The organism is Mannheimia granulomatis (assembly GCF_011455695.1).
Classification (GTDB): Bacteria; Pseudomonadota; Gammaproteobacteria; order Enterobacterales; family Pasteurellaceae; genus Mannheimia; species Mannheimia granulomatis_A.
The window spans coordinates 395,994-419,692 of sequence record NZ_CP015030.1; the positions used below are offsets into that span (position 1 = coordinate 395,994).

The 23,699-nt window shown below is 41.7% G+C and carries 22 protein-coding genes; 10 read left to right on the forward strand and 12 right to left on the reverse strand.

Annotation, left to right across the window (positions count from 1 at the left end; genetic code table 11):
* Window positions 1–2: 2 nt before the first annotated feature.
* Both secD and yajC read right to left on the reverse strand, forming a co-directional pair.
* Window positions 3–1,844 carry a protein translocase subunit SecD gene (gene secD / locus A4G16_RS01900; RefSeq protein ID WP_165888461.1) on the reverse strand — a complete coding sequence of 614 codons (1,842 nt, stop codon included), beginning with the start codon at window positions 1,842–1,844 and terminating at the stop codon, window positions 3–5.
* A gap of 28 nt (window positions 1,845–1,872) precedes the next feature.
* Entirely contained in the window at window positions 1,873–2,166 is a 294-nt protein-coding gene (gene yajC / locus A4G16_RS01905) for a preprotein translocase subunit YajC (protein WP_165888462.1), read from the reverse strand.
* Between the two features lie 191 nt (window positions 2,167–2,357).
* Between yajC and A4G16_RS01910 the strand changes: the two genes are divergently transcribed.
* Window positions 2,358–2,915, forward strand: coding sequence for a YtfJ family protein (locus tag A4G16_RS01910; RefSeq protein WP_165888463.1), 558 nt, complete (start codon window positions 2,358–2,360; stop codon window positions 2,913–2,915).
* A 34-nt stretch (window positions 2,916–2,949) separates the two neighbouring features.
* Here the strand turns inward: A4G16_RS01910 and A4G16_RS01915 are convergent, their stop codons facing one another.
* The 6 genes from A4G16_RS01915 to prfB all read right to left on the reverse strand — a co-directional run bounded on the left by A4G16_RS01915 (window position 2,950) and on the right by prfB (window position 9,678).
* Window positions 2,950–3,918, reverse strand: a complete 969-nt coding sequence (locus A4G16_RS01915; RefSeq protein ID WP_165888464.1) for a galactose-1-epimerase — start codon at window positions 3,916–3,918, stop codon at window positions 2,950–2,952.
* A 126-nt stretch (window positions 3,919–4,044) separates the two neighbouring features.
* Window positions 4,045–5,199 carry a galactokinase gene (gene galK, locus A4G16_RS01920; protein ID WP_165888465.1) on the reverse strand — a complete coding sequence of 385 codons (1,155 nt, stop codon included), beginning with the start codon at window positions 5,197–5,199 and terminating at the stop codon, window positions 4,045–4,047.
* Window positions 5,200–5,208: 9 nt separating this feature from the next.
* Window positions 5,209–6,252 carry a galactose-1-phosphate uridylyltransferase gene (galT, locus tag A4G16_RS01925; protein WP_165888466.1) on the reverse strand — a complete coding sequence of 348 codons (1,044 nt, stop codon included), beginning with the start codon at window positions 6,250–6,252 and terminating at the stop codon, window positions 5,209–5,211.
* 145 nt (window positions 6,253–6,397) lie between these two features.
* Window positions 6,398–7,483: a metallophosphoesterase gene (locus A4G16_RS01930; RefSeq protein WP_165888467.1), complete on the reverse strand. Its 1,086-nt coding sequence runs from the start codon at window positions 7,481–7,483 to the stop codon at window positions 6,398–6,400.
* Window positions 7,484–7,519: 36 nt separating this feature from the next.
* Window positions 7,520–8,500 (reverse strand): AEC family transporter, encoded by a 981-nt coding sequence (locus A4G16_RS01935; protein WP_165888468.1) that lies wholly within the window; start codon window positions 8,498–8,500, stop codon window positions 7,520–7,522.
* 79 nt (window positions 8,501–8,579) lie between these two features.
* Window positions 8,580–9,678 (reverse strand): peptide chain release factor 2 gene (gene prfB / locus A4G16_RS01940; protein WP_165888469.1). Its coding sequence is split into 2 segments (ribosomal slippage): window positions 8,580–9,602 and window positions 9,604–9,678, totalling 1,098 coding nucleotides; the frame shifts between segments, so codons are not numbered across the junction.
* A 153-nt stretch (window positions 9,679–9,831) separates the two neighbouring features.
* Between prfB and selD the strand changes: the two genes are divergently transcribed.
* The 3 genes from selD to ubiH are packed head-to-tail and all read left to right on the forward strand — an operon-like array spanning window position 9,832 to window position 12,532.
* The gene (selD, locus tag A4G16_RS01945) at window positions 9,832–10,872 is read left to right on the forward strand and encodes a selenide, water dikinase SelD (RefSeq protein ID WP_165888470.1); all 1,041 of its coding nucleotides are present in this window, start codon (window positions 9,832–9,834) and stop codon (window positions 10,870–10,872) included.
* Window positions 10,872–11,327 (forward strand): NUDIX hydrolase, encoded by a 456-nt coding sequence (locus A4G16_RS01950; protein ID WP_165888471.1) that lies wholly within the window; start codon window positions 10,872–10,874, stop codon window positions 11,325–11,327. Before selD ends, A4G16_RS01950 begins: the two co-directional genes overlap by 1 nt.
* Before the next feature lie 8 nt (window positions 11,328–11,335).
* A complete protein-coding gene (gene ubiH / locus A4G16_RS01955; protein WP_165888472.1) occupies window positions 11,336–12,532 on the forward strand; it encodes a 2-octaprenyl-6-methoxyphenyl hydroxylase in 1,197 nt (398 codons plus the stop codon).
* A gap of 27 nt (window positions 12,533–12,559) precedes the next feature.
* Here the strand turns inward: ubiH and A4G16_RS01960 are convergent, their stop codons facing one another.
* Window positions 12,560–13,267 carry a 3-deoxy-D-manno-octulosonic acid kinase gene (locus A4G16_RS01960; RefSeq protein WP_165888473.1) on the reverse strand — a complete coding sequence of 236 codons (708 nt, stop codon included), beginning with the start codon at window positions 13,265–13,267 and terminating at the stop codon, window positions 12,560–12,562.
* A gap of 99 nt (window positions 13,268–13,366) precedes the next feature.
* On the opposite strand from A4G16_RS01960, the gene folE reads away from it, so the two are divergent.
* The 3 genes from folE to parE all read left to right on the forward strand — a co-directional run bounded on the left by folE (window position 13,367) and on the right by parE (window position 16,911).
* Window positions 13,367–14,056 (forward strand): GTP cyclohydrolase I FolE, encoded by a 690-nt coding sequence (gene folE, locus A4G16_RS01965; RefSeq protein ID WP_165888474.1) that lies wholly within the window; start codon window positions 13,367–13,369, stop codon window positions 14,054–14,056.
* Window positions 14,057–14,112: 56 nt separating this feature from the next.
* Window positions 14,113–14,898: a tRNA pseudouridine(38-40) synthase TruA gene (gene truA / locus A4G16_RS01970; protein ID WP_165888475.1), complete on the forward strand. Its 786-nt coding sequence runs from the start codon at window positions 14,113–14,115 to the stop codon at window positions 14,896–14,898.
* A gap of 99 nt (window positions 14,899–14,997) precedes the next feature.
* Window positions 14,998–16,911 carry a DNA topoisomerase IV subunit B gene (parE, locus tag A4G16_RS01975; protein WP_165888476.1) on the forward strand — a complete coding sequence of 638 codons (1,914 nt, stop codon included), beginning with the start codon at window positions 14,998–15,000 and terminating at the stop codon, window positions 16,909–16,911.
* Between the two features lie 51 nt (window positions 16,912–16,962).
* On the opposite strand, the gene plsY is transcribed toward parE, so the two are convergent.
* Entirely contained in the window at window positions 16,963–17,568 is a 606-nt protein-coding gene (gene plsY, locus A4G16_RS01980) for a glycerol-3-phosphate 1-O-acyltransferase PlsY (protein WP_420704467.1), read from the reverse strand.
* 69 nt (window positions 17,569–17,637) lie between these two features.
* Here plsY and folB point away from each other — a divergent pair, with 69 nt between their 5' ends.
* Entirely contained in the window at window positions 17,638–17,997 is a 360-nt protein-coding gene (folB, locus tag A4G16_RS01985) for a dihydroneopterin aldolase (protein WP_165888478.1), read from the forward strand.
* A gap of 77 nt (window positions 17,998–18,074) precedes the next feature.
* Window positions 18,075–18,977 (forward strand): cytidine deaminase, encoded by a 903-nt coding sequence (gene cdd / locus A4G16_RS01990; protein WP_165888479.1) that lies wholly within the window; start codon window positions 18,075–18,077, stop codon window positions 18,975–18,977.
* A gap of 69 nt (window positions 18,978–19,046) precedes the next feature.
* Here cdd and A4G16_RS01995 read toward each other — a convergent pair whose 3' ends face one another.
* Window positions 19,047–20,189: a 5-methyltetrahydropteroyltriglutamate--homocysteine S-methyltransferase gene (locus A4G16_RS01995; RefSeq protein ID WP_165888480.1), complete on the reverse strand. Its 1,143-nt coding sequence runs from the start codon at window positions 20,187–20,189 to the stop codon at window positions 19,047–19,049.
* 168 nt (window positions 20,190–20,357) lie between these two features.
* The gene (gene clpB / locus A4G16_RS02000) at window positions 20,358–22,925 is read right to left on the reverse strand and encodes an ATP-dependent chaperone ClpB (protein ID WP_165888481.1); all 2,568 of its coding nucleotides are present in this window, start codon (window positions 22,923–22,925) and stop codon (window positions 20,358–20,360) included.
* A gap of 274 nt (window positions 22,926–23,199) precedes the next feature.
* Here clpB and A4G16_RS02005 point away from each other — a divergent pair, with 274 nt between their 5' ends.
* Window positions 23,200–23,679: a DoxX family protein gene (locus A4G16_RS02005; protein WP_050436804.1), complete on the forward strand. Its 480-nt coding sequence runs from the start codon at window positions 23,200–23,202 to the stop codon at window positions 23,677–23,679.
* Window positions 23,680–23,699: the final 20 nt, after the last annotated feature.

Sequence of the window (23,699 nt, forward strand, 5' to 3'; positions counted from 1 at the left end):
CCTTAAATCCAGAGTTTCTTCACGCGTTTGCCACCATACATCCAGTTTACCAGCATACGGGTTCCTGTAATGGCGGTAAACATGGAGATAATTACCCCCAATGCAAGTGTTACGGCAAAGCCTTTTACCGGGCCTGTTCCAACCCCGTAAAGCACTAATGAGGTTAATATCGTGGTTAAGTTTGAGTCAAAAATACTTGAGAATGCACCGTTATAGCCTTCATCAATTGCTTGTTGGATCGAGCGACCATTACGAAGCTCTTCTTTAATCCGCTCATAAATCAGCACATTTGCATCCACTGACATACCTACCGCAAGCACAATCCCCGCAATACCCGGCATGGTTAGCGTTGCACCGATTAATGACATTAAACCTACGGTTAGCACCATATTGGCAAGTAAAGCAAAAGACGCAAACACACCAAACATTTTGTAGTAAGCCAAACAGAATAGGATAGTTAAGCCAAGCCCTAAAATGCCGGCATCCATACCTTGTTTCACGTTATCTGTACCAAGTGATGCACCGATAGTGCGTTCTTCTACAATCACAATTGGAGCAATTAAAGCACCTGAACGTAACAATACCGACAAATTCTGTGCTTCAGCCGGTGAGTTAATGCCGGTAATTTGGAAATTATTACCAAGACGTGTTTGAATAGTTGCAACATTAATCACTTCTTGGTGTTTCTCAAGGATTACCTTGCCGTTAGCATCTTTACGTCCGGAATCTTTAAATTCGGTATAAAGAGTTGCCATCGGTTTTTTGATTGCCATTTTAGTGATTTCGCCCATCATTTCACCACCTGCAGTATCTAGCTTGATACTAACTTGTGGTAAACCACGCTCATCTTTACCTGCGGTTGCATCAATAATATGTTCACCGCCTAAAGAAGGCTTACGACGTAAGACTACAGGTTCACCGTCACGCGTGTTTTGGACTTCCGAATCAGCCGGCACGATACCACGGGCAGCAGAGGCAACATTAGCTTCGGTATTGACCAAACGGAATTCAAGGGTTGCAGTTGCCCCTAGAAGCTCTTTTGCACGAGCCGTATCTTGCACACCCGGTAATTCAACTACAATACGATCTGCACCTTGGCGTTGAATAGTTGGCTCAGAAACGCCTAATTCTTCAACACGTTTACGCAAAATTGATAAGTTTTGTTCAATTGCTGAACTACGAGAATCAGATAAAGCTTGCGTAGATTGTGTTAAAGTAAGATTATTTTCTTTAATTAAAATATCTAAATTGGGATGTACACGACGAATTAAACGTCCTGCTTTTTCAGCGGTTTCGTTATCAATGAACTCAATTTCAGTTGCAAAATTTTCGCCTTTTTTGACCGCTTTATACTGTAATTTTTCTTTACGGAAATCATTACGTAGGCTGTCTTGCAAAGAATCTTGTTGTTTTGCAAGTGCCGTATTCATGTCAACTTCCATTAAAAAACGTACACCGCCACGCAGATCTAAACCACGTTTCATTGGGCTACCACCAATATCGCTTAGCCAATTTGGTGTTGCAGGTGCAAGGTTTAATGCCACAGAATATTTGTTACCTAATACTTCGGAAATTTTTTCTTTGGCAGGAAGTTGTTGATCATCCTGTTCCAAGCGAACCAAAATCGAGCCGTTTTCCAGCACAGCGGATTTTGGCTGAATGTTCATTGATGAAAGTGTGGATTGTACTTGAGCAAGGGTTTCAGGCGTTGCTTCTTGACCACGAGTGCCGGAAATCTGCACTGATGGATCTTCGCCATATAAATTTGGAAGGGCATATAAAGCACCAATGGCGATCACGAAGATCACCATTAAATTCTTCCATAGAGGGAAACGGTTTAACACAATAAATCCCCAAATGTTAAATGTTTAATTAAAGCGATTTTAATGAACCTTTTGGTAGCACTGCAACCACGAAATCACGTTTGATGGTAACTTCTGTTGTATCATTTAGTGCAATGACGATGTTATCATTATCCGCAGTTACTTTTGTGATTTTACCGATTAAACCACCGCTGGTTAATACTTCTTCACCTTTTGCTAGGCTTGCAAGTAATTCGTGTTGTTGTTTTTGGCGTTTCGCTTGTGGGCGATAAATCATAAAATAGAAAATCAGACCAAAAATCAGTAGGATAAAGATCATCTCCATTCCGCTGCCTTGTTGCATATAAAGCTCCTTAAATTGTTATAAATGAATAAAAAATAAATGTTATAAAAACGCCTGTTAAAATACCATAAATTCAATGAATTAACGAGTAGAAAAATTCATCGAATGCTTTTCTTTTAAACAAAGATTTGAGTAAAATCGGTTTATTTGGTTCCCTGTAGGGATAAATTTTATAAATGTAAGGAGAAAAAATGAAGAAATCATCTCAACTAGCGGTTATTTTTGGCTTAATTTTTGCAAATGCAGCATTTGCTCACAATGTACAGCTAAATCAATCTGTACCTAATGTTGCAGTTGCTAAAGATGGCGAATTAACAGCTTCGGGCGGCAAAGTTTCTTATAAAAATTGGAATTCATCATCTCTAAGTGGAAAAGTGCGAGTAATCCACCATTTTGCCGGCAGAACTTCGGTTAAAGAAAAAAATGAAGCCTTGATGACAGCGATTAAAAGTGCCGGTTTTGATCGCAGTAAATACCAAACTGTCACTATCGTAAATGCAGATGATGCGATTGTCGGCACAGGTTTATTTGTAAAAAATAGTGTAGAAAACGGGAAATTAGACAATCCGCACAGCCAAGTTGTATTAGATCAACAAGGTAATGTGAAAAAAGCTTGGGGCTTAAAAGAAAAAGAGAGCTTTATTGCGGTGCTTGATAAATCAGGTAAAGTACAGTTTACTGCCGAAGGCAAATTATCCGCTAAGCAAATTGAAGACGTGATTAATTTGGTAAAAGCATTGACTCAATAAGTTGAAATGAGGGGCTAAATAACCCCTCATTTATTTATCGAATAAAGCGATAACTTATTGAATGCTGATAAGTTTCCCCGGCCTTAGTAATTCCCCCAAATTGCAATAATTCAGGTTGATTCACCGAGTTCGGGAAAAACTCGGGTTCTAATGCTACACCTGCATAATCCTCATATTCACCGCCTTTTGCATTCGGTTGCCCTTTTAGCCAGTTGCCCGTATAGAGTTGTAAAGCCGGCATTGAGGTCCGAAGTTCCATTTTTAGATCCGATACAGTTAAACAAGCGGTCGGATTTTGCGAATTTTTTGCAAGTTGGAAGGCGTGATCGTACCCTTTAACCGCTTTTTGATCGCCATCGCTTAACAGATCTTGCCCAATTGTTTTCGCGATGTGGAAATCAAAGCTTGTGCCGTCCACTTTTTTTAGTGGAGCATTGGGAATACCGCTTTCGTCCACCGGAAGGTAAGCCTCGGCATTAATCATCAGTTGGTGATTTAACACATCGCCAAAACCTTGTAAATTAAAATATGCATGATTGGTTAAACAAAGCGGCGTGTCTTGATTAGCCTTGGCATTAAATAGAATTTTCAGTTCGTTTTGTTCTAAACGATATTCTACAGTTGCTTGCACTTCACCGCCAAAGCCCTCTTCGCCATCTGCAAAAATATAGGAAAATTTAACCGCTTGTTCGTTTTGGTTTTCCAATTTCCACGTGACTTTATCTCCACCTAAAGCCCCTCCGTGCAAATTATTATTGCCGTTATTTTTGCCAAGCTGATAGGTTTTACCGTTCAGCGAATATTCGGCATTGGCAATGCGATTAGCATAGCGACCAATAGTCGCCCCAAAGTAAGCGGTCTGTTTTTGCCAATTTTTTGCAGATGTTGTAACTAACACTTCCCGTTCTTCATTTGGCATTTTGACTATGCAGGATAACCAAGAAGCGCCTAAATCGGATAGGGTGATTTTTAAAAATGCATTTTCGAGAGTGAATAGGTTCATAGATTACCTCTTTGCCCCATACGAGCCGTATGGGGTTAGAAAATCTGAGCCATGCTGTGGCTCTCTATTTTTCAGCTCTAGAGGAGCTGGGATAATGTAACCTAGCACGGTTGTGTTAGGTAAAGCTTATACCTCACGCACACCATCAGAAGCAATGCAAAGATAGAAAGTTTCCTTAATGCCAGTCTGCTTTTCATAGTTTTCAGCAACAAGTTGGCGAAGAGACTCTACTTTATCATTTGGTACTAAACAGACAATACAACCACCGAAGCCGCCACCTGTCATTCTTGCCCCGCCATTTTTCCCAATAGCTCTTTGGGCAAGTTCGACCAAATAATCAATTTCCGGAATAGTGATTTCAAAATCATCACGCATAGAGTCGTGCGATTGAGCCATTAATTCGCCTAGTTTTACCATATCATTCGCTTTTAATGCTTCTGCTGCTTCCAACACACGTTGGTTTTCACTAATGATATGTTTAGCTCTTTTATAAGCAAGTTCATTCACTTCGTTTAATTCCGCAGCTCGCTCGATAAACTGCTCGGCAGTGACATCACGTAATTTTTTTGCTCCAAAGAAATGAGCAGCAAATTCACATTGTTCACGACGGCTATTGTATTCACCTGTTACTAAATCGTGCTTCACGTTAGAATTGATGATTGCGATTGAATATCCTTGTGGAACAGGGGTAGGGGTGATTTCAAGGCTGCGGCAATCAATCATCACAAAATGATCTTTTTGCCCCAATGCAGAAGTCAGCTGATCCATATTACCGCAATTACAGCCAACAAATTTATTTTCCGCCTCTTGCCCGATTAAGGCAATTTTTTGCAACGAAAGTGGTAAATCGCCAAGCAGTTGAGCGGTTTTGCCGATAGAAATTTCGAGTGCGGCTGAGGAGCTTAAGCCTGATGACATCGGCACATCGCTGGTGATGACTAAATCCGCCCCCTGTTTGAAATCGGGATATTGGGTTTGAATGTATTTGACTACGCCACGCACATAGTTTGCCCATTTATGTTCACTTTGAGTGATTGGCTGGCTTAAATCAAACTCATCTTGTTCGTTAAGATCGATAGCAAAAACACACCATTTATGGTCGTCTCGTTTGGCAAAACTCACCGCAGTGCCATAATTAATGGCACAAGGCATCACAAAACCATCGTTATAATCCGTATGTTCACCGATAATATTCACCCGACCAGGGGCAAAAACGGTACGTTCAGCGGTGTAGCCAAAATGTTGTTCAAATTTTTGAATGGCAATTTCTTGTGGTTTCATTGGTATTCCTTACTTTTTATAATGTTCAATGTCACTGACTGCATTTAAACGTTCTGCTGCCTGCTCTGGGGTTAAATCTCGTTGGGTTTCAGCCATCATTTCATAGCCAACCATAAATTTACGCACCGTTGCCGAACGCAGTAGTGGTGGATAAAAATGAGCATGAAGTTGCCAATGTGCGTTTTCTTTGCCGTTAAACGGGGCGAAATGAAAGCCCATTGAATAAGGGAAGCTGATATTAAACAGATTATCGTAGCGCGTGGTGAGTTTTTTCAATGCCAAGGCTAAATCGGCTTTTTCCGATTCGTTTAAATCAGTAATCGACTTAAATTGTTTGGCTTTTGGCAGCAACAACGTTTCAAACGGCCAGCTCGCCCAGTAAGGCACAACCGCAATCCAATCTTCCGTTTCTACCACAATTCGCTCTTTTTTATCTAATTCACGCTTAGCATAATCCAGCAACAGCGGGCTGCCATATTGAGCGAAATAGTTGGCTTGGCATTCATCTTCAAGGGTGATTTCATTAGGCAAAAAATTACTCGCCCAAATTTGACCGTGCGGATGTGGGTTAGAGCAGCCCATCATTGAGCCTTTATTCTCAAAAATTTGTACCCATTGGTAACGCGTTTTCAGCTCGTTTGCTTGCTCTTGCCAAACGGTCACTACATCGGTAATTTCTGCCACAGAAAGTTGAGGCAAGGTTTTGCTGTGATCGGGCGAAAAGCAAATCACACGGCTTTCCCCTTGGGTATGTGAGATTTGAAACAGCGGATCGTTATTTGGCTCAGGAGCCGGAGTGTCGGGCAGTAACGCCGAAAAATCGTTTTTAAACACAAACGGCTTGGTGTAATTCGGATTTTGCTCACCGGTGATACGTTTATTGCCCGGGCAGAGATAACAAGTTGGATCGTAGCTTGGTTTATCATCTTGCACAATTTCTTCTTGCTGCCCTTGCCAAGGACGTTTTGCTCGATGAGGGGAAACCAAAATCCACTGATTTTTCAGCGGATTAAAACGGCGATGTGGATGGTCGTTAAGAACAAATTCGCTCATAAAGCACTCCTTGAAATTATAACTTTCAAAAGTATAGCGAAAGTTGTAAAAAATGACTGTGATATAGCTCACAAAAATGATGTCAAGCGGTTAATTTATCTGACATTTTTGCAAATTTTGAGATAAATTTTACCGCTTATAAGTGTTATGGATTTTTCCCTTCCACCTCAATAATCATCACTTCTGATTGAGAACCTAATCGCATTGGTACGCCCCAGAAGCCGTAGCCTGAGGTCACAAAATAATGCCCGAAACCGATTTTTTCATAGCCGTAATGTAGGCGATACATCAGCTTGGTAATAATGCTGGCGGGGAAAACTTGCCCTTTGTGGGCGTGTCCGGAGACTTGAATATCAATCGGTAATTGTGCGTGTTTTTCAATTTCTGTCGGGCGATGGTCGAGCAAAAACACGGGTAGGTTTGTATTTACCCCTTGCAGTAGTTTTTCCGTGGAAGGGCGGTCTTTTACCAAATCATCATTTCGTCCGATAATAGTAAATTTTCCGTCAATTTCAACCGCTTGATCCCATAAAACTGTGATCCCGGCTGCGGTAATTTCTTGTGCGATACTCTCTTGATCGCCAAAGAAATCGTGGTTGCCGAGGGTAGCATAAACGCCAAGTGGAGCTTTTAATTTCGCTAAATGCGGTTGCATATTTTCGGCTCGATAGGCACTGACATTATCGTCCATAATATCGCCGGGCAATAAAATCAGATCCACTTTTTCTTGGTTGAAAATGTCCGCTAGTTTATCAAGTTGCTTGGCTCCAAACAGTTTGCCTAAATGTAGATCGCTTGCCACACCAATACGTAGCGGTTGAGCTAATGGTTTATCTAGTTTTACCGAATAATGCACCACCGTTGGCGTATAGGCGTTATAAAAGCTCAGTGCAATTAAGCCTAAATACGTAAAAGGATAGCTGATTTTGAGCCAACGAGTAACGCTTGGATTTCCCTTAAATAATTTGTAAATACAAGCGGTCAAAAAACTGATAAAAAATGCAAATAGCAGCAATACCAGCACAAATGCCATTGGTCTAAACAGCATTACTGTGCGAGTAAGGTGTAAAACGACTAAGCCGTTAATCAGTAAAAAGGTGATGATAGTAAAGGTTTTACGGGCTTTAGCGGATAGATTAAACAGCCAAGCTATTGTTTTGCTAAAACTGAATAAAAAAAGTTGTAATGCGATAATCGCAATAGTGCTGGTGATGTAATAACGATATTCCATGTAATTTCCTATTAAAATAAAGTTTGTTCCATAAAATTAAACCCAGCCCATTTGGCGTAATATAAATAAGCCCAAGCTTGCACTCAACATTGAGCCAAGGGTGGTAACAGCAATTAAATTAGCGGCTGCTTCACCATCACCGCCATAATTTCGGGTCATTGCATAGGTGGCAGAGGCCACAGGCGCAGAGGCGGTAACAAATACAATGCCGAGTTCCATTGGTGGTAAAGCGAAAATAAATTTGCCGAACAGTAATAAAAATAGCGGGGCAAAAATTAAGCGAACTGAGGCAGAAAACAGCACAATTTTGTTAATCGTACTTTCCGCCCCTTGATTAAATTGCTTAAGCTGCTTGAAGTTAAGGCTTGCTCCGGTGCAAATTAACGCCAGCGGCAAGGTTAACCCGGCAATTAAATGTCCGGCAGATTCAATCGGCTTAGGAATCAGGCTGCTTAATTCAAATACGTTAAATATAATGCCTGCCACCACAGCCAATATTAGTGGATTTTTAAAAATTGAAATAATTAATCTGCCTACATTCACTTTTCTTTCGCTAAGTGAAGAGGTGAGTGTAATTACCGCCAGCACATTAAAGGTAATCACCAAACACGAAATATAGACAGAAGCCGCAGCTAAGGCTTTATCGCCGTAGGCATTGAGAATTAACGCAATGCCTAAAATTGCCGCATTAGCACGGAATGTGCCTTGGGTGAAAATGCAGCGATAACGTCTGTTTTCAATATGGCGTGCTGCCCACCATTCTGCCCAAAAGTAAATCAATAATGTTCCTACAACCCCTGTAGCAATGAGGTTGATTTGGCTGGAAAAATTCAATGGGCTTTTCAGCATATTGAAAAACAGCATTGGCGGCAGGGTAAAATTAAATACTACTTTTGATGCAGTCTGGCAGAATGCATCGTCAATAAATTTTCGATAACGTAAAAAGATACCGAACAACATTAATAAAATAGTTGGCAGCGTAACACTGATGCTGAATTGTAAGGATTCTAGGAACATAAGTTATCTTAATGGATGAGGCACCCTGCTTATCATGAGTGCCTTTCGTTTTGCTTGTTCAAGCATTAAGTGAACAATATTAAAGCCCAGCTTTCAAACTCGCTTCCACAAATTTGTCCAAATCGCCGTCTAGCACTTGTTGTGTAGTGCGGTGCTCCACACCGGTGCGGTGGTCTTTGATACGGGAATCGTCCAATACATACGAGCGGATCTGACTGCCCCAGCCGATGTCGGATTTATTGTCTTCCATCGCCTGTTTTTCGGCATTTTTCTTGCTCATTTCCAGCTCATACAGCTTCGCTTTAAGCTGTTTCATTGCCTGATCTTTGTTTTGATGTTGCGAACGTCCGTTCTGACACTGCACCACAATCCCACTTGGCATATGAGTAATTCGCACCGCCGATTCCGTTTTATTAACGTGCTGACCACCGGCGCCCGAGGCACGGTACACATCAATGCGGAGATCGGCAGGGTTGATCTCAATATCAATATCGTCATCAATTTCAGGATAAACGAATGCTGCGGAGAATGAGGTATGGCGGCCGTTATTGGCATCAAACGGGCTTTTACGCACCAAGCGGTGAATACCGGTTTCGGTTCTAAACCAGCCGTAAGCATAATCGCCGGAAATTTTTACGGTGGCGGATTTTATGCCTGCCACATCGCCGTCTGATGCTTCCATTAATTCGGCTTTGAAGCCTTTGGCTTCTGCCCAGCGTAAATACATTCGCAGCAACATTTCCGTCCAGTCTTGCGCTTCCGTGCCACCTGAGCCGGCCTGTAAGTCCAAATAGCAGTCGGCGCTGTCATGTGGGCCACTGAACATACGCTTAAATTCTAAATCAGCGAGTTTTTTCTCTAACTCGTCAGCTTCTGCTTGTGCTTCGTTGAAGGTATCCAAATCTTCGGCTTCTACGGCTAACTCAATCAAGCCTTCCACATCTTCAATGCCTTGTTCTAACGCTTTGATGGTATTGACGATCTGCTCCAACATCGCTCGCTCTTTGCCGAGTGCCTGTGCCTTTTCCGGCTTGTTCCACACATCAGGCTGTTCCAGCTCGGCATTCACTTCTTCTAAGCGTTCGACTTTATGTTCAAAGTCAAAGATACCCCCGAATTACCTCAGTTCGTTGAGATAAATCAGCAAGTTGGCTTTTAATCGGGTTCAATTCAAACATTATTTCTTCCTTTTTATTTAAATTCTGCGTTCAAAATAGAGCGTGATTATACCGCAAGCGGTCAAATTTTCGGAATTTTTTGCAAAAAATTTGCCGAATTTCACCGCTTGTTAGAGTACAATAGTACTTATTTTGATTGATTATGGAGGCGAGATGTCTGAACCGATTAGATTAACCCAGTTCAGCCATGGGGCGGGTTGAGGCTGTAAGATTTCGCCTAAGGTGTTAGGGACAATTTTACAAACTCAGCTAGAGAAATTTATCGATCCGAATTTGTTAGTCGGTAATGAAACGGCGGATGATGCGGCGGTTTATGATCTGGGTAATGGGCAGGCAATTATCAGCACAACGGATTTCTTTATGCCGATTGTGGATGATCCGTTTGACTTCGGGCGGATCGCCTCTGCCAATGCGATTAGCGATATCTTTGCGATGGGGGGTAAGCCGATTATGGCGATTGCCATTCTTGGATTTCCTGTCAATAAATTGCCGGCGGAAGTCGCTCAACAAATTGTTGAGGGTGGTCGTTTTGCGTGCCAACAGGCAGGTATTGCCTTAGCAGGCGGACATTCGATTGATTCGCCCGAGCCGATTTTTGGTTTAGCGGTAACCGGCGTGGTGCCAACCGAGCGTGTAAAACGTAATGCTTCTGCCGTGGCTGGTTGTGAGTTATTCTTAACTAAGCCGTTAGGTATTGGCATTTTAACTACCGCAGAGAAAAAAGGCTTACTCAAGCCTGAACATCAGCACTTGGCAAGTGAAGTGATGTGCCAAATCAACTTGATTGGGGCTGAATTTTCTGAGCTTGATGAAGTGACAGCAATGACAGATGTAACAGGCTTCGGACTATTAGGGCATTTAAGCGAAGTGTGTCAAGGCTCAAATGTGCGTGCCGAAGTGCATTTTGCCGATATTCAAACCCTTGACGGCACGAAAGATTATATCGCTTTAGGAGCAGTTCCGGGTGGTACAGCCCGCAATTTCGACAGCTACGGTCATCTAATTTCTGTGATGACAGACGAGCAAAAAGCGATTTTGTGCGATCCACAAACTTCGGGTGGATTATTGGTTGCAGTGCTGCCACAAGCGGTTGAAAAAATCCAACAAATTGCAAAAAATGCCGGTGTTCCTTTATTTCATGTTGGTAGATTGCATGAGCAAGAAGAAGGCAAACCGTTAATTGAGGTCATTTAATGTTTAAACCGAATGTAACAATGGCTTGCGTGGTGCATTGCAAAGGCAAATTTCTGTTTGTGGAAGAAATTGAGTACGGCAAACGCACGCTGAATCAGCCTGCAGGGCATTTAGAGGAAAATGAAACTTTGTTGGAAGGGGCAAGTCGAGAGCTGTTTGAAGAGACTGGTATTCAAGCAGAAATGACAAGCTTGATTAAAATTTATCAATGGAAAGCCCCGCAAATCCAAACCGATTATTTGCGTATTTTGTTTGCGGTGGAACTAGATGATTGGCTTAAGCCTCAACCCAAAGATGCAGATATTACCCAAGCGATGTGGCTTACGCTTGATGAGTTCCATCACTATATTCAGCAAGAGGGGCAGTGTGAGCGAAGTCCGTTGGTGATTCAGTCGGTGCAAGATTATTTAAAAGGCGAGCGTTATCCGTTAGCGATTTTGCAAGCGGTGGTTTAGGAGTGGGAATGGAAAGGCAGTTTGATGTTGTGATTGTAGGCGGAGCCGTCACCGGTTCGGTGTTGGCGTTGGCGTTAAGCAGTTTTTGTCAGCACAAAATTTCAATTGCGATTGTCGAAAAATTGTTACCTAACTATGAACAGCAAGGCGGTTTTGATGCGCGCAGCATTGCCTTAGCTGAAGGCAGTTTGCAAAAAATGAGCCAAATTATCCCGCTTTTAGGCGAGAATTTGCGGGCGATGATTCAATCTATTGCTACTCCAATTCAGCAAATCCAAGTAGCGGATAAAGGGCATTTTGGCAAAGCAACTTTAAAAGCAACTGAGCAAAATGTTACGCAGCTTGGAGTTGTGGTTGAACTTGCAAAATTAGGTAAAAATTTGACCGCTTGCATTGAGAAACAGCCTAATATCAGCTATTTCTGCCCAAATGAAGTAGTGGTAATTGAACGCTCACAACAAGATTGCAGACTCACTTTAGCCGGCGGTGAGCAACTGAGTTGCCGTTTACTGATTGCCGCAGACGGTATTCAATCAGCGATTGCCAAACAATGTGGCATAGAAACTCTGCAAGTTAAAGATTACGGGCAATCGGCGGTGATTGCGAATGTGGAGTTGAGCGAGCATCATCAAAATCAGGCGTTTGAATATTTCACCGAGCAAGGGCCTTTCGCTTTATTGCCTTTGGCGGGGAATTTTATGTCGTTGGTTTGGTGTGTGAAAGAGGCTGAGACATTAATGCAATTGTCAGATAGTGAATTTTTATCTCGCCTACAGCAGCAATTTGGTTGGAAATTAGGGCAATTTTTACGTGTAAGCAAGCGGTTTGTTTACCCGTTAATTTTGCAAAAATCGGAATCCCATATTCACCACCGTTTGGCGGTAGTCGGCAACGCTGCTCAAATGCTGCACCCCGTTGCCGGGCAAGGCTTTAACTTAGGTTTACGAGATCTCTTTACTTTAGCTACATTGGTCACTACTGCTTTTAATCAAGGCAAAGATATCGGTGAATTTTCGCTGTTATCTGAGTTTGAGCAGCTGCGAGAAAAAGATCAGGCTAGTATGATGAACTCAACAAGCGGTCTGATTTCACTCTTTTCTTGCGAAATGTTACCTGTGCAAATAGTGCGGAATTTAGCTTTGTTTACGGTTTCACATTCTTCTAACGCGCGTGATTGGGTAGCAAATAAAGCGTTAGGATGGTAGTTTAAAGGACGTATTCATGCGTCCTTATTACGCTAAATAACCTTTCAAAATGGATTGCCAGTCTTCGTCTTTAAATAAAATATTTAACCTCTCTTGCTCTTTTTTAAAAGAACGTAACAGGCGGGCTAAATTGCCTTTTTTCCAAATATCGCCTTTTTGAATACGACATTTATCGAAATCGATCAGCCAAAATTTACCCTTATCGTCCAGTAGAATATTATGAATATTCAAATCAGAATGATGAACTTGGTGATTATGCAAATGGCGGATTAATTTCCCAATCTGTTCATATTGCTTGGCTGATAAAGCCTGAGATTGTAAGCTTTTACTCAAATCCTGTGTGTTATCCAGTTTTTCCAGCATAATATCGGCACGATAGCAACATAAGGTTCTAACCACCTTGATTGCGACAGGACGTGGCACCGGTAAATTCCATGCCAACATTTGCTGTAGCAAGAAAAATTCTTGATATGCCCGAGTGTGTTTAAATCCGCTAAAGAAATAACTATCTTTCACTAATTTTCCGAATAATCCGCCTCGATAGTAATGACGAAGCACGATGTTTATTCCAAGCTCAGCCTTAGTTTTTAAAAACCATGTAATACCGCGACCTTTTGAGAAGCCTAGCAAGCGGTCGGAATTTTCAAAATTTTTGCAACTGAGTAATTCTTGGATAAACTCGACCTGTTCTTCGGCAACGAGTTCGGCATTAAAGAGATAGTGATTATTTCGCATGTCTAATATTGTATTTATAACTATGATAGGTCATTTTAGAGCTATTTTTTTTGATGTCAATTTGTTAGAATTTGCGGCTTATATTTGAGAGGAAAACCAATGACAACGATCTCACCGGAATTAGACACAACAGAAAATAGGATTTCTGCCGAAGCACAGAAAGTACGCCAAGCGTTATTGGCAAAAGGGATTGAGACCCCGACAGTTGCGCACCGCAAAGATAAAGATAGCCGCCGTGCGGAAATTCAGCAGCATATGCAAGCAGTATTGGAATTACTCGGCTTAGATTTAACGGACGATAGCCTTGAAGAAACGCCTCATCGCTTGGCAAAAATGTATGTGGATGAGATTTTTAGCGGATTAGATTATGCCACTTTCCCTAAAATTACCAATATCGAAAACCGAATGAAAGTGAGTGAAATGGTGTTGGTGGATGATATTACCTTAACCTCAACCTGTGAACATCATTTTGTGACTATTGATGGCAAAGTGGCGGTAGCGTATTACCCGAAAAAATGGGTGATCGGTTTGTCTAAAATTAACCGTGTGGTGCAATTTTTTGCCCAACGTCCGCAGGTACAGGAACGTTTTACCGAGCAGATTCTCACGGCATTCCAAACCATTTTAGAAACCGATGATGTGGCAGTGTATGTGAAAGCGACCCATTTCTGCGTAAAATGCCGTGGTGTAAAAGACACTAACAGCTATACCGTTACCTCGGCTTTCGGCGGCGTGTTCTTAGATGATCGAGAAACCCGTAAAGAATTTTTAGGTTTATTAAATAAATAATCGTAGGGGCGAAAAATTTTTCGCCCTTATTTTTGATATTAGGTTTTGAGGTTGAGATGAAAATTGCATTAGGCATTGAATATGACGGCAGCCGCTATTTTGGCTGGCAACGGCAAGAAGCAGTGGAAAGCGTGCAGCAAAAGTTAGAGCAGGCATTGTCTGTTGTGGCGGATTCCCCTGTTGAAGTGTTTTGTGCCGGTCGTACCGATGCTGGTGTACACGGCACCGGTCAGGTCGTGCATTTTGGTACTCGAGCCGTTCGTCCGTTGCAAAGTTGGTGTTTTGGCACGAATGCTCATTTGCCAGACGATATTGCGGTGAAATGGGCAGTTGAGGTAAGCGAGGATTTTCACGCTCGTTTTAGTGCAACTGCTCGCCGTTACCGCTATATTATTTTTAACAGTAAATTACGCTCAGCCATTTTGCCTAAAGGTGTAACCCATTTCCATTTTCCGCTGGATGAAGCCAAAATGCACCAAGCAGGGCAGTTTTTATTAGGCGAAAACGATTTTTCCTCTTTCCGAGCGGCGAAGTGCCAATCCAACACGCCATGGCGGAATATTCATCACTTAAATGTATCTCGCCAAGGCGATTATGTGATTGTAGATATTCAAGCGAATGCTTTTGTGCATCACATGGTGCGAAATATTGTCGGTACCTTACTTGAAATCGGGCAGGGCAGACAGCCTGTAGAATGGGCAAAATGGGTACTCGAGCAACGTAATCGAGAAATTGCCGCCCCTACAGCCAAAGCGGAAGGTTTATATTTAGTGGAAGTGCATTACCCTGAACACTTTGTGATTCCTAAAACACCATTGGGGCCGCTGTTTTTAGTGGATTAAAGGTTGCAAGCGGTCTAATTTACCTAAAACTTTGCAAAAGCGGCTAAATTTCCTTAAAATTCAGCCTTATTTTGATTTGATAAGCTAAGAGAAAGAATAATGTCTGAAAAACGCTATGGGGCGGATGAAATTACCGTTCTGAAAGATCTTGAGCCTGTGCAGCTTCGCCCGGGGATGTACACCGATACCACACGTCCGAACCATTTGGGGCAAGAGGTGATTGATAATAGTGTGGATGAAGCTCTGTCAGGCTATGCGGATAAAATTGACGTTATTCTTCACACGGATAATTCGTTAGAGGTGATTGATAACGGACGAGGAATGCCGGTGGATATTCATTCTACCGAGAAAATTTCCGGCGTAGAGCTGATCTTAACCAAATTACACGCAGGTGGTAAGTTCTCTAATAAAAACTACACTTTTTCCGGTGGTTTGCACGGGGTGGGGATTTCGGTGGTGAACGCTCTTTCCGAACGTGTAGAAATTCAAATCAAGCGTGGTGGAGAGGTTTATTCCATTGCGTTTGCCAACGGGGCGAAAGTGGAAGAGTTGACGGTTATCGGTACTTGTCCGAAAAAGCAAACCGGCACGACTGTGCGTTTTTATCCGAACCCGAAATATTTTGACAGCCCGCGTTTTTCGGTTAGTCGCCTACGCCATTTATTGCGTGCTAAAGCGGTACTTTGCCCGAAACTTACCATTAATTTCATTGATAAAATCAATAATACCGAAGAGACTTGGTACTATGAAGATGGCTTATCCGATTATTTGACCGAGGCTTTAAGCGGTTATGAATCGTTGCCGAATCCGCCATTTATTGGCGATACCTCAGCAGAAACGGAGGCGGTAAGTTGGGCTTTAACGTGGTTGCCTGAAGGTGGGGAATTAGTGGCTGAGAGCTATGTAAACCTTATTCCAACGCCGCAGGGCGGTACGCACGTAAACGGTTTACGTAATGGATTGCTCAAAGCGATGGTAGAGTTTTGTGAAATCCATAATTTATTGCCGAAAGGCGTTAAGCTGACGGCGGATGATGTATGGAACCGTTGTGCTTATGTGCTTTCGCTGAAAATTCAAGAGCCGCAATTTGCAGGGCAAACTAAAGAGCGTTTGTCTTCTCGCCAAGCCTCAAGTTATGTGGATAATTGCTTAAAAGACGCCTTTAGTTTATGGCTGAATCAAAATGTACAAACAGGAAAATTAATTGCTGAAATGGCAATTAGTTCTGCTCAAAGTCGTTTACGTGCAGCAAAAAAAGTGGTGCGTAAAAAATTGGTCAGTGGCCCGGCGTTACCGGGCAAATTGGCAGATTGTACCGCACAAGACTTAAGCCGTACCGAGCTTTTCTTAGTGGAAGGGGATTCTGCTGGCGGTTCAGCAAAACAGGCTCGAGATAAGGAGTATCAAGCGATTTTACCGTTGCGTGGTAAGATTTTAAACACTTGGGAAGTATCCTCAGACCAAGTGTTAGCCTCACAAGAGGTTCATGATATTGCGGTGGCATTGGGTATCGATCCGGATAGTGATAAATTAGATGAGTTGCGTTATGGGAAAGTCTGTATTCTTGCTGATGCAGATTCAGACGGCTTACATATTGCGACCTTATTATGTGCTTTGTTTTTACGCCATTTCCCGAAATTGGTACAAAACGGTCATGTTTACGTCGCAATGCCGCCACTTTATCGTATTGATATTGGTAAAGATGAGGTGTATTACGCCTTAGATGAAGCGGAAAAAGAAGCAATTTTGGCTCGTCTAGCCAAGAAAAAAGGCAAACCGAATGTGCAGCGTTTTAAAGGGTTGGGTGAAATGAACCCTAGCCAGCTACGGGAAACCACAATGGATCCAAGTACCCGTCGTTTAGTGCAGCTCACTTTTGATGAAAATGGTGAGTTGCAAGAGGGGGAAGTGGATACTTTTGAGATTATGGATATGCTGCTTGGCAAAAAACGGGCAGAAGACCGTAAACAATGGCTACAAAATCGCGGTGATGAAGCGGATTTAGCCGTGTGATATGAAATAGGCATAGTGAATTCACTATGCCTATTTTGCCCTATATGGTTGCTATGTTTTCTTTTTCTTAAATCTATCCCAAATTTTGTCTTCTTGTCCGCGCCATAAGCGTTGAATATTATCGTGATGGCGGTAAACCAACAAGCAGCATACCAGCGCAACAGGAAAGGTAAATTGTGGCTCAAACCACCAAATATAAAAAGGTAAAAGTAAGGCTGCCATGACCGCACTTAATGAGGAGTAGCCAAACAGTAGAAAAATGATCAGCCAAGTGCCAACTGCTCCAGCAGCTACAATAAAACTCAGCGGTATTATAGCGCCAAAGGCGGTGGCGACTCCTTTACCGCCTCGGAATTGAAAGAAAATCGGAAAAATATGCCCAAGGCAGACCGCTAAAGCGACAAACCCCAGCTGAGAAGGCGTTAAGGAAAAATAGATCCCCATAGCTACCGGCAAAGTGCCTTTTAATATATCAAATAGCAGTACGCCAAGCGCAGCACTTTTTCCGCCGATACGTAATACATTAGTTGCTCCGGCATTATGTGAGCCGTTTTCTCTTGGATCAGGCAAGCCGGCTAGCTTACAAAAAATAATCGCACTTGAGATAGAACCAAGCGAATAGGCGATTAAGATCAATAAATAGGGAATCATATTTATAAATTTTCCTGATTAAATTTATCTTGTGCTATATTCTACAGAAATTCAGAAAATAAAACAGGACGAAAAATGAGTGATAAAGTTTTTATTCGGGAGCTGACCGCATTTGCTTCTATCGGGGCTTATGATTGGGAACATACAATTAAACAACGTTTGGTTTTTAATATTGATATGGCATGGGATTTTTCCCAAGCCGCAAAAACAGATGACGTACAATTTTGCCTAAATTATGCAGAGGTTTCACAAAAAGTGTTGAATTTTGTGGAGTCGCAACCCTTTAAATTGGTTGAAACAGTGGCTTATCAGTTGGCAGACTTATTACAAAAAGAATATCAACTCAACTGGGTTCGTATTGAGCTACATAAACCCAAAGCAGTGGCGCAAGCAAGTAGTGTAGGTGTGATTGTTGAACATGGAAATAATCAATAAAGTTTGCAAAATATTAAGAAAATCCGACCGCTTGTTGTAGGCGATTTTCTGTAACAAAAACATTAATTGGAGGAATTATGGTGTTTAATTCAGCTATTTTAGCTCGCTTTGAAAAATTAGTAGTGGAAAAAAATGATGAAGTCACTCAAGCTGTTGTTGAACAGTTGGTGAACCAAGGTTTTCACGGGCAATTAAAAGCGGAAATAGTTCAACAGTTATGCAGGAAATTTAATTTATCTTCAGTAGAGCTGGCTTTAGGTTGTATTTCTGTTGCAGCCTGTTATGCAATTACACCGGTTTCTGCTTTCAATGTTGGGGCTGTTGCGATTGGCAAAAACGGTGATTTCTATTTTGGTGCAAACCAAGAATTTTCTGGTGAATGTATTCAACAGTCGGTTCACGCTGAGCAAAGTGCAATTTCCCACGCTTGGCTTGCGGGCGAAAGTTTGATTACCGATGTAGTGGTTAATTACACCCCTTGTGGGCATTGTCGCCAATTTATGAACGAGCTAAACAGCTCTACCAGCCTAAAAGTACATTTACCGCACAGCCAAAATAATTTATTGCAGAGCTATTTACCTGATAGTTTTGGACCGAAAAATTTAGGTATTGAGAAAGTGTTGTTTGATGAGCAACTTCAATCTTTTGAAGTTAAGGGTGATAAGTTAGAACAAGCGGCTATTCAGGCGGCAGCTTCATCTTACGCTCCTTATAGTAGAGCGTTTAGTGGGGTAGCATTGCAAGTTGGGGAGCATATTATCTGTGGTAAATATATGGAAAACGCCGCTTTTAACCCAACATTTTTACCTCTTCAAAGTGCGTTAAATTATCGATTATTTTTAGGTTTAGCTGATATACCGGTAAGTAGAGCAGTATTAGCAGAGTCGCAAGGAACTTTGAGTAGCAAGGCAATTACAGTATCCCTTGTGAAATCCTTGCTGGGTCTTGAGCTTGAATATATTTCTATACAAACTGCGTAATTTTATGTGTTTAAATACAAAACAGCCGAGATCTTACTCGGCTGTTTTTATACTTAAATAAGAAAAGGATTAATTTCCCCACACTTCATCGGCAATTTCTTTAATTAAATGTAATTTTGCCCATTGTGCGTTCTCTGTGAGGATATTGCCTTCTTCTGTAGAGGCAAAACCGCATTGCGGCGATAAACAAAGCTGATTAATTGGTACAATTTTCGCTGCTTCTTGGATACGGGCGATAATCGCATTTTTATCTTCCAAATCACCAAATTTAGAGGTAATTAAACCGAGTACCACTTGTTGATCTTTAATATGACGTAGCGGTTCAAAAGTTCCGGCACGTTCGGTATCGTATTCTAAGAAGAAACCATCAATACGGCATTTGCCGAATAAGACTTCAGCAATCGGTCCATAACCGCCTTCTGAGAACCAAGAAGAACGGAAATTACCACGACAAATATGCATTGTAATTGACATATCAGACGGTTTTGCATCCACAATACGGTTTAAGAGAGCAACATATTTTTCTGCTAAATCGGACAAATCAAAGCCTCTTGCTTCAAACTCTTTACGTTTATCCTCAGCACAGAATTGTCCCCAACTAGTATCATCTAATTGAAGGTTACGTAGTCCCATATCATAGAATTTATGCATTGCTTTAATGTAAGCATTAGCAATATCATCATACAATTTTTGTTCATCTTGATATTGCGGTAATGGTTGATAGTCTTCCGCTCTCACGCAGCAAATAATATGTAGCATTGTGGGGGCAGGAATTGTGAATTTTGTTGGGTAATCACCTGCAGCTTCTTTTAAAATACGGTAGGCATCTACAAAAGAGTGATTATCGGAAAAACCAATATCGCCCACGATTTTTACCGATTGAGCTTTAGGCTTATGCCCGGTGAAATTGACACTAAAGGTTTCGGTTTCTGTCCAATCCATGCCATCTAGTTCCGCTAAGAAATCCAAATGCCACCAAGTACGGCTAAATTCACCGTCGGATACTGCTTGTACACCATGTTGTTTTTGTAATTCAACTAATTTTTTAACTTCGGCACGAGTTACTTCACGTAATTGCTCTTGGCTGATCCTTTTCTGGTTAAAATCTTCTCTTGCCTGTTTTAACGCATCGGTGCGTAAAAAGCTCCCTACAATATCATTGCGATAAGGGGCTTGATGACGTGTGGTTGCTTCTGGAAATAGCTTACTCATTGAACACTCCTATTCAGTTTGATTATCAAAATTCTGCTCATCATAGCAAAATCAGATAAAAAAAGCCCTTCATTAACAGATGAAAGTTAATGAAGGACATTATGAAAATATTTAATATACAAGCGGTCTTTTTTTGCAAAATTTTTGCATTTTTTGACCGCTTGTTATCTATTGAACTGCTACAATTCTATCGCCTTGGTAATCTACCGTTACTGCTTTATTCGGCAATAATTGACCACTTAAAATTTGCTGTGCCAGCGGGTTTTCTAGCTCTTGTTGAATGGCTCGTTTTAAAGGTCTTGCACCGAATAATGGGTCGAATCCGGCTTTGCCGATATGGTCGATTGCCGCATCGGTTACTGTTACCTCATAGCCACGCTCCGCTAAACGTTTGATTAAGCGTTGTAGCTGAATTCGTGCGATAGAGCGAATGTGTTCTTGACCAAGCGGGTGGAACACAACAGTTTCATCAATCCGGTTGATAAATTCCGGACGGAAGTGTTGTCCAACCACAGACATCACCACTTCTTTCATTCCTTGATAATCCAATTCAGGATTTTCTTGAATGAGATGTGAGCCTAAGTTTGAAGTCATAATCACCACCGTATTACGGAAATCGACTGTTCTGCCTTGCCCGTCTGTTAGGCGGCCGTCGTCTAATACTTGTAATAAAATGTTAAACACATCAGGATGTGCTTTTTCCACTTCATCCAACAACACCACAGAATACGGACGACGGCGAACTGCTTCGGTCAAATAGCCGCCTTCTTCATAGCCTACATACCCCGGAGGCGCTCCTACTAAGCGTGAAACACTGTGTTTTTCCATAAACTCAGACATATCAATCCGCACCATGGCATCTTCATCGTCAAATAAGAAATTTGCCAAGGTTTTACAAAGCTCGGTTTTACCCACACCGGTTGGACCTAAGAATAAGAACGAGCCAATCGGCTTATTCGGGTCTGAAAGCCCTGCACGGCTACGACGAATGGCGTTAGCGACTGCTTCTACCGCTTCATTTTGTCCAATTACACGGCTATGAAGTACCGATTCCATGCGTAGTAATTTCTCTTTTTCGCCTTCCATCATTTTGGAAACCGGAATGCCGGTGGCTTTTGAAAGCACCTCTGCGATTTCTTCTTCGGTCACTTTAGTACGAAGGAGTTGGGCATCTGCATTTTTTTCGCCATTTTCGACCGCTTGTAACTGTTTTTCCAAGTTTGGAATCACGCCATATTGTAATTCTGACATTTTCTCAAAATCATTTTCACGGCGGGCTTGATCCATTGCTATGCGGGCATTTTCCAGTTCGGTTTTAATGTGCTGAGTACCTAACAGGGCAGATTTTTCTGCCTTCCAAACTTCTTCAAGCTCGGAATATTCACGCTCTTTGGCTGCCATTTCTTCGTCTAATTTGGCTAAACGTTGGCGGCTTGCCTCGTCTTCCTCTTTTTGTAATGCTTGGCGTTCCAGTTTAAGTTGGATAATACGGCGTTCTAATTTATCCAACGGCTCAGGTTTAGAGTCAATTTCCATACGCAGGCTTGACGCCGCTTCATCAATTAAGTCAATTGCTTTGTCCGGCAATTGGCGATCTGAAATATAGCGGTGCGAAAGCGTTGCTGCAGCCACAATTGCCGGGTCGGTAATTTGTACGTGGTGGTGAATTTCATAACGTTCTTTTAAACCACGCAAAATCGCAATGGTATCTTCTACAGTTGGCTCATCAACTAGTACTTTTTGGAAACGGCGTTCTAGTGCGGCATCTTTTTCGATATATTGGCGATATTCATCTAAAGTAGTCGCTCCCACACAGTGAAGTTCACCACGGGCAAGGCTTGGCTTTAATAAATTACCGGCATCCATTGCACCGTCTGTTTTTCCGGCACCGACCATCGTGTGAATTTCATCAATAAAGAGAATAACTTGTCCTTCTTCTTTAGCTAACTCTTTGAGTACGGCTTTTAGACGTTCTTCAAATTCACCACGATATTTTGCCCCGGCAATTAATGCTCCCATATCAAGGGAAAGCACTCGTTTATTTTTTAACCCTTCAGGCACTTCTCCATTGACGATACGCTGGGCCAAACCTTCCACAATCGCTGTTTTACCTACGCCCGGTTCACCGATTAATACAGGGTTGTTTTTCGTGCGGCGTTGTAGCACTTGCACCGCTCGGCGGATTTCTTCATCACGTCCGATAACAGGGTCTAATTTACCTGCTTTGGCACGTTCGGTTAAATCAATGGTATATTTTTGTAAAGCCTGTCTGGTTTCTTCTGCGTTTTGATTATTCACGTTTTCCCCTCCTCGAATTTGGCTGATTGCTTGTGTCAGCTTTTCTTTGCTCAAGCCAAATTTTTTAAATAATTTGCCTAAATCGCCATTATCATCAAGAGCTGCTAAAACAAACAATTCAGATGAAATAAAGCTATCCCCAAATTGTTGAGCAAGCTTGTCAGACTGATTTAATAGTCGAATTAATTGTTGTGAAACTTGGGTATTGCCGCCTTGAACTTGTGGCAAGCGGTCTAAAATTGTTTGTAATTCGCGAATCAATGTTGGCACATTCACATTTAATGTAGTAAACAATGAAGCGATAGAGCCTCCATCTTGTTTTAACAATGCATACAGTAAGTGAGCCGGTTCGATATACGGATTGTCTTTTCCAACAGCAAGTGATTGAGATTCTGCTAATGCTTCTTGCAGCTTGGTTGTCATTTTTTCAAAATTCATATTTTCTCCATATCATTATTAATGGATTATCACATTGAGCTAATGGTATTTAGCGTCAATCTCTAACGAAACTATAAATGGTGTTTGTCAAGCACTTTTCAAGTAAAAATGTGAAAAAGATCACAAAAATTAATGCATTAGCAAATTTTTGGCCGATTAATATAGGTGATTTACCCAGATTTAACGGTTTTAGTTTAGAAAAATAAAAATTTTTTGTCAGAACCTACCGCCGGCTCCGTCTAACTAATAATTTCATTTATTTTAGGAGCGTTTTATGTCCTCTTGTTCAACCCAATTTTCCGAATGCTGTGCAAAAACAATAGTAATGCCCGGCATAGGTTTACTGGTGTTACGTATATTTCTTGCCTATGAATTTTTTGAGGCCGGTTTAGAAAAGTTAAACGGCGAAAACTGGTTCAGTTCTATTGAGGACAGTTTTCCGTTCCCGTTTAGTCTGTTACCTACGGATTTGAACTGGGCAATGGCAAACTGTGCAGAAATTATTCTGCCAATCTTGTTAGTGCTAGGGCTATTTACCCGTTTTAGTTCGCTTGGTTTGATGATTTTAACCTCAGTAGCTTGGTATGCCGTTCATGCCGATTTAGGTTACAACGTGTGTAGCAATGGTTACAAAATGGCCTTGATCTATTTAGTGATGCTCGTGCCTCTATTAATGCAGGGGGCAGGTGCATTATCTCTCGATTTTCTATTACAGAAAAAATCGCCAACCAAAACTTGGTTGAAATTCCTTTAATCTTTAATTTGGAGAATTTT

Bases quoted from the DNA above. Each gene is read 5' to 3' on its own strand.
- yajC (WP_165888462.1), bottom strand. From the start codon at position 2,166: ATGCAACAAGGCAGCGGAATGGAGATGATCTTTATCCTACTGATTTTT.
- A4G16_RS01910 (WP_165888463.1), top strand. From the start codon at position 2,358: ATGAAGAAATCATCTCAACTAGCGGTTATTTTTGGCTTAATTTTTGCA.
- A4G16_RS01915 (WP_165888464.1), bottom strand. From the start codon at position 3,918: ATGAACCTATTCACTCTCGAAAATGCATTTTTAAAAATCACCCTATCC.
- galK (WP_165888465.1), bottom strand. From the start codon at position 5,199: ATGAAACCACAAGAAATTGCCATTCAAAAATTTGAACAACATTTTGGC.
- galT (WP_165888466.1), bottom strand. From the start codon at position 6,252: ATGAGCGAATTTGTTCTTAACGACCATCCACATCGCCGTTTTAATCCG.
- A4G16_RS01930 (WP_165888467.1), bottom strand. From the start codon at position 7,483: ATGGAATATCGTTATTACATCACCAGCACTATTGCGATTATCGCATTA.
- A4G16_RS01935 (WP_165888468.1), bottom strand. From the start codon at position 8,500: ATGTTCCTAGAATCCTTACAATTCAGCATCAGTGTTACGCTGCCAACT.
- A4G16_RS01950 (WP_165888471.1), top strand. From the start codon at position 10,872: ATGTTTAAACCGAATGTAACAATGGCTTGCGTGGTGCATTGCAAAGGC.
- ubiH (WP_165888472.1), top strand. From the start codon at position 11,336: ATGGAAAGGCAGTTTGATGTTGTGATTGTAGGCGGAGCCGTCACCGGT.
- A4G16_RS01960 (WP_165888473.1), bottom strand. From the start codon at position 13,267: ATGCGAAATAATCACTATCTCTTTAATGCCGAACTCGTTGCCGAAGAA.
- folE (WP_165888474.1), top strand. From the start codon at position 13,367: ATGACAACGATCTCACCGGAATTAGACACAACAGAAAATAGGATTTCT.
- truA (WP_165888475.1), top strand. From the start codon at position 14,113: ATGAAAATTGCATTAGGCATTGAATATGACGGCAGCCGCTATTTTGGC.
- parE (WP_165888476.1), top strand. From the start codon at position 14,998: ATGTCTGAAAAACGCTATGGGGCGGATGAAATTACCGTTCTGAAAGAT.
- folB (WP_165888478.1), top strand. From the start codon at position 17,638: ATGAGTGATAAAGTTTTTATTCGGGAGCTGACCGCATTTGCTTCTATC.
- cdd (WP_165888479.1), top strand. From the start codon at position 18,075: ATGGTGTTTAATTCAGCTATTTTAGCTCGCTTTGAAAAATTAGTAGTG.
- A4G16_RS01995 (WP_165888480.1), bottom strand. From the start codon at position 20,189: ATGAGTAAGCTATTTCCAGAAGCAACCACACGTCATCAAGCCCCTTAT.
- clpB (WP_165888481.1), bottom strand. From the start codon at position 22,925: ATGAATTTTGAAAAAATGACAACCAAGCTGCAAGAAGCATTAGCAGAA.
- A4G16_RS02005 (WP_050436804.1), top strand. From the start codon at position 23,200: ATGTCCTCTTGTTCAACCCAATTTTCCGAATGCTGTGCAAAAACAATA.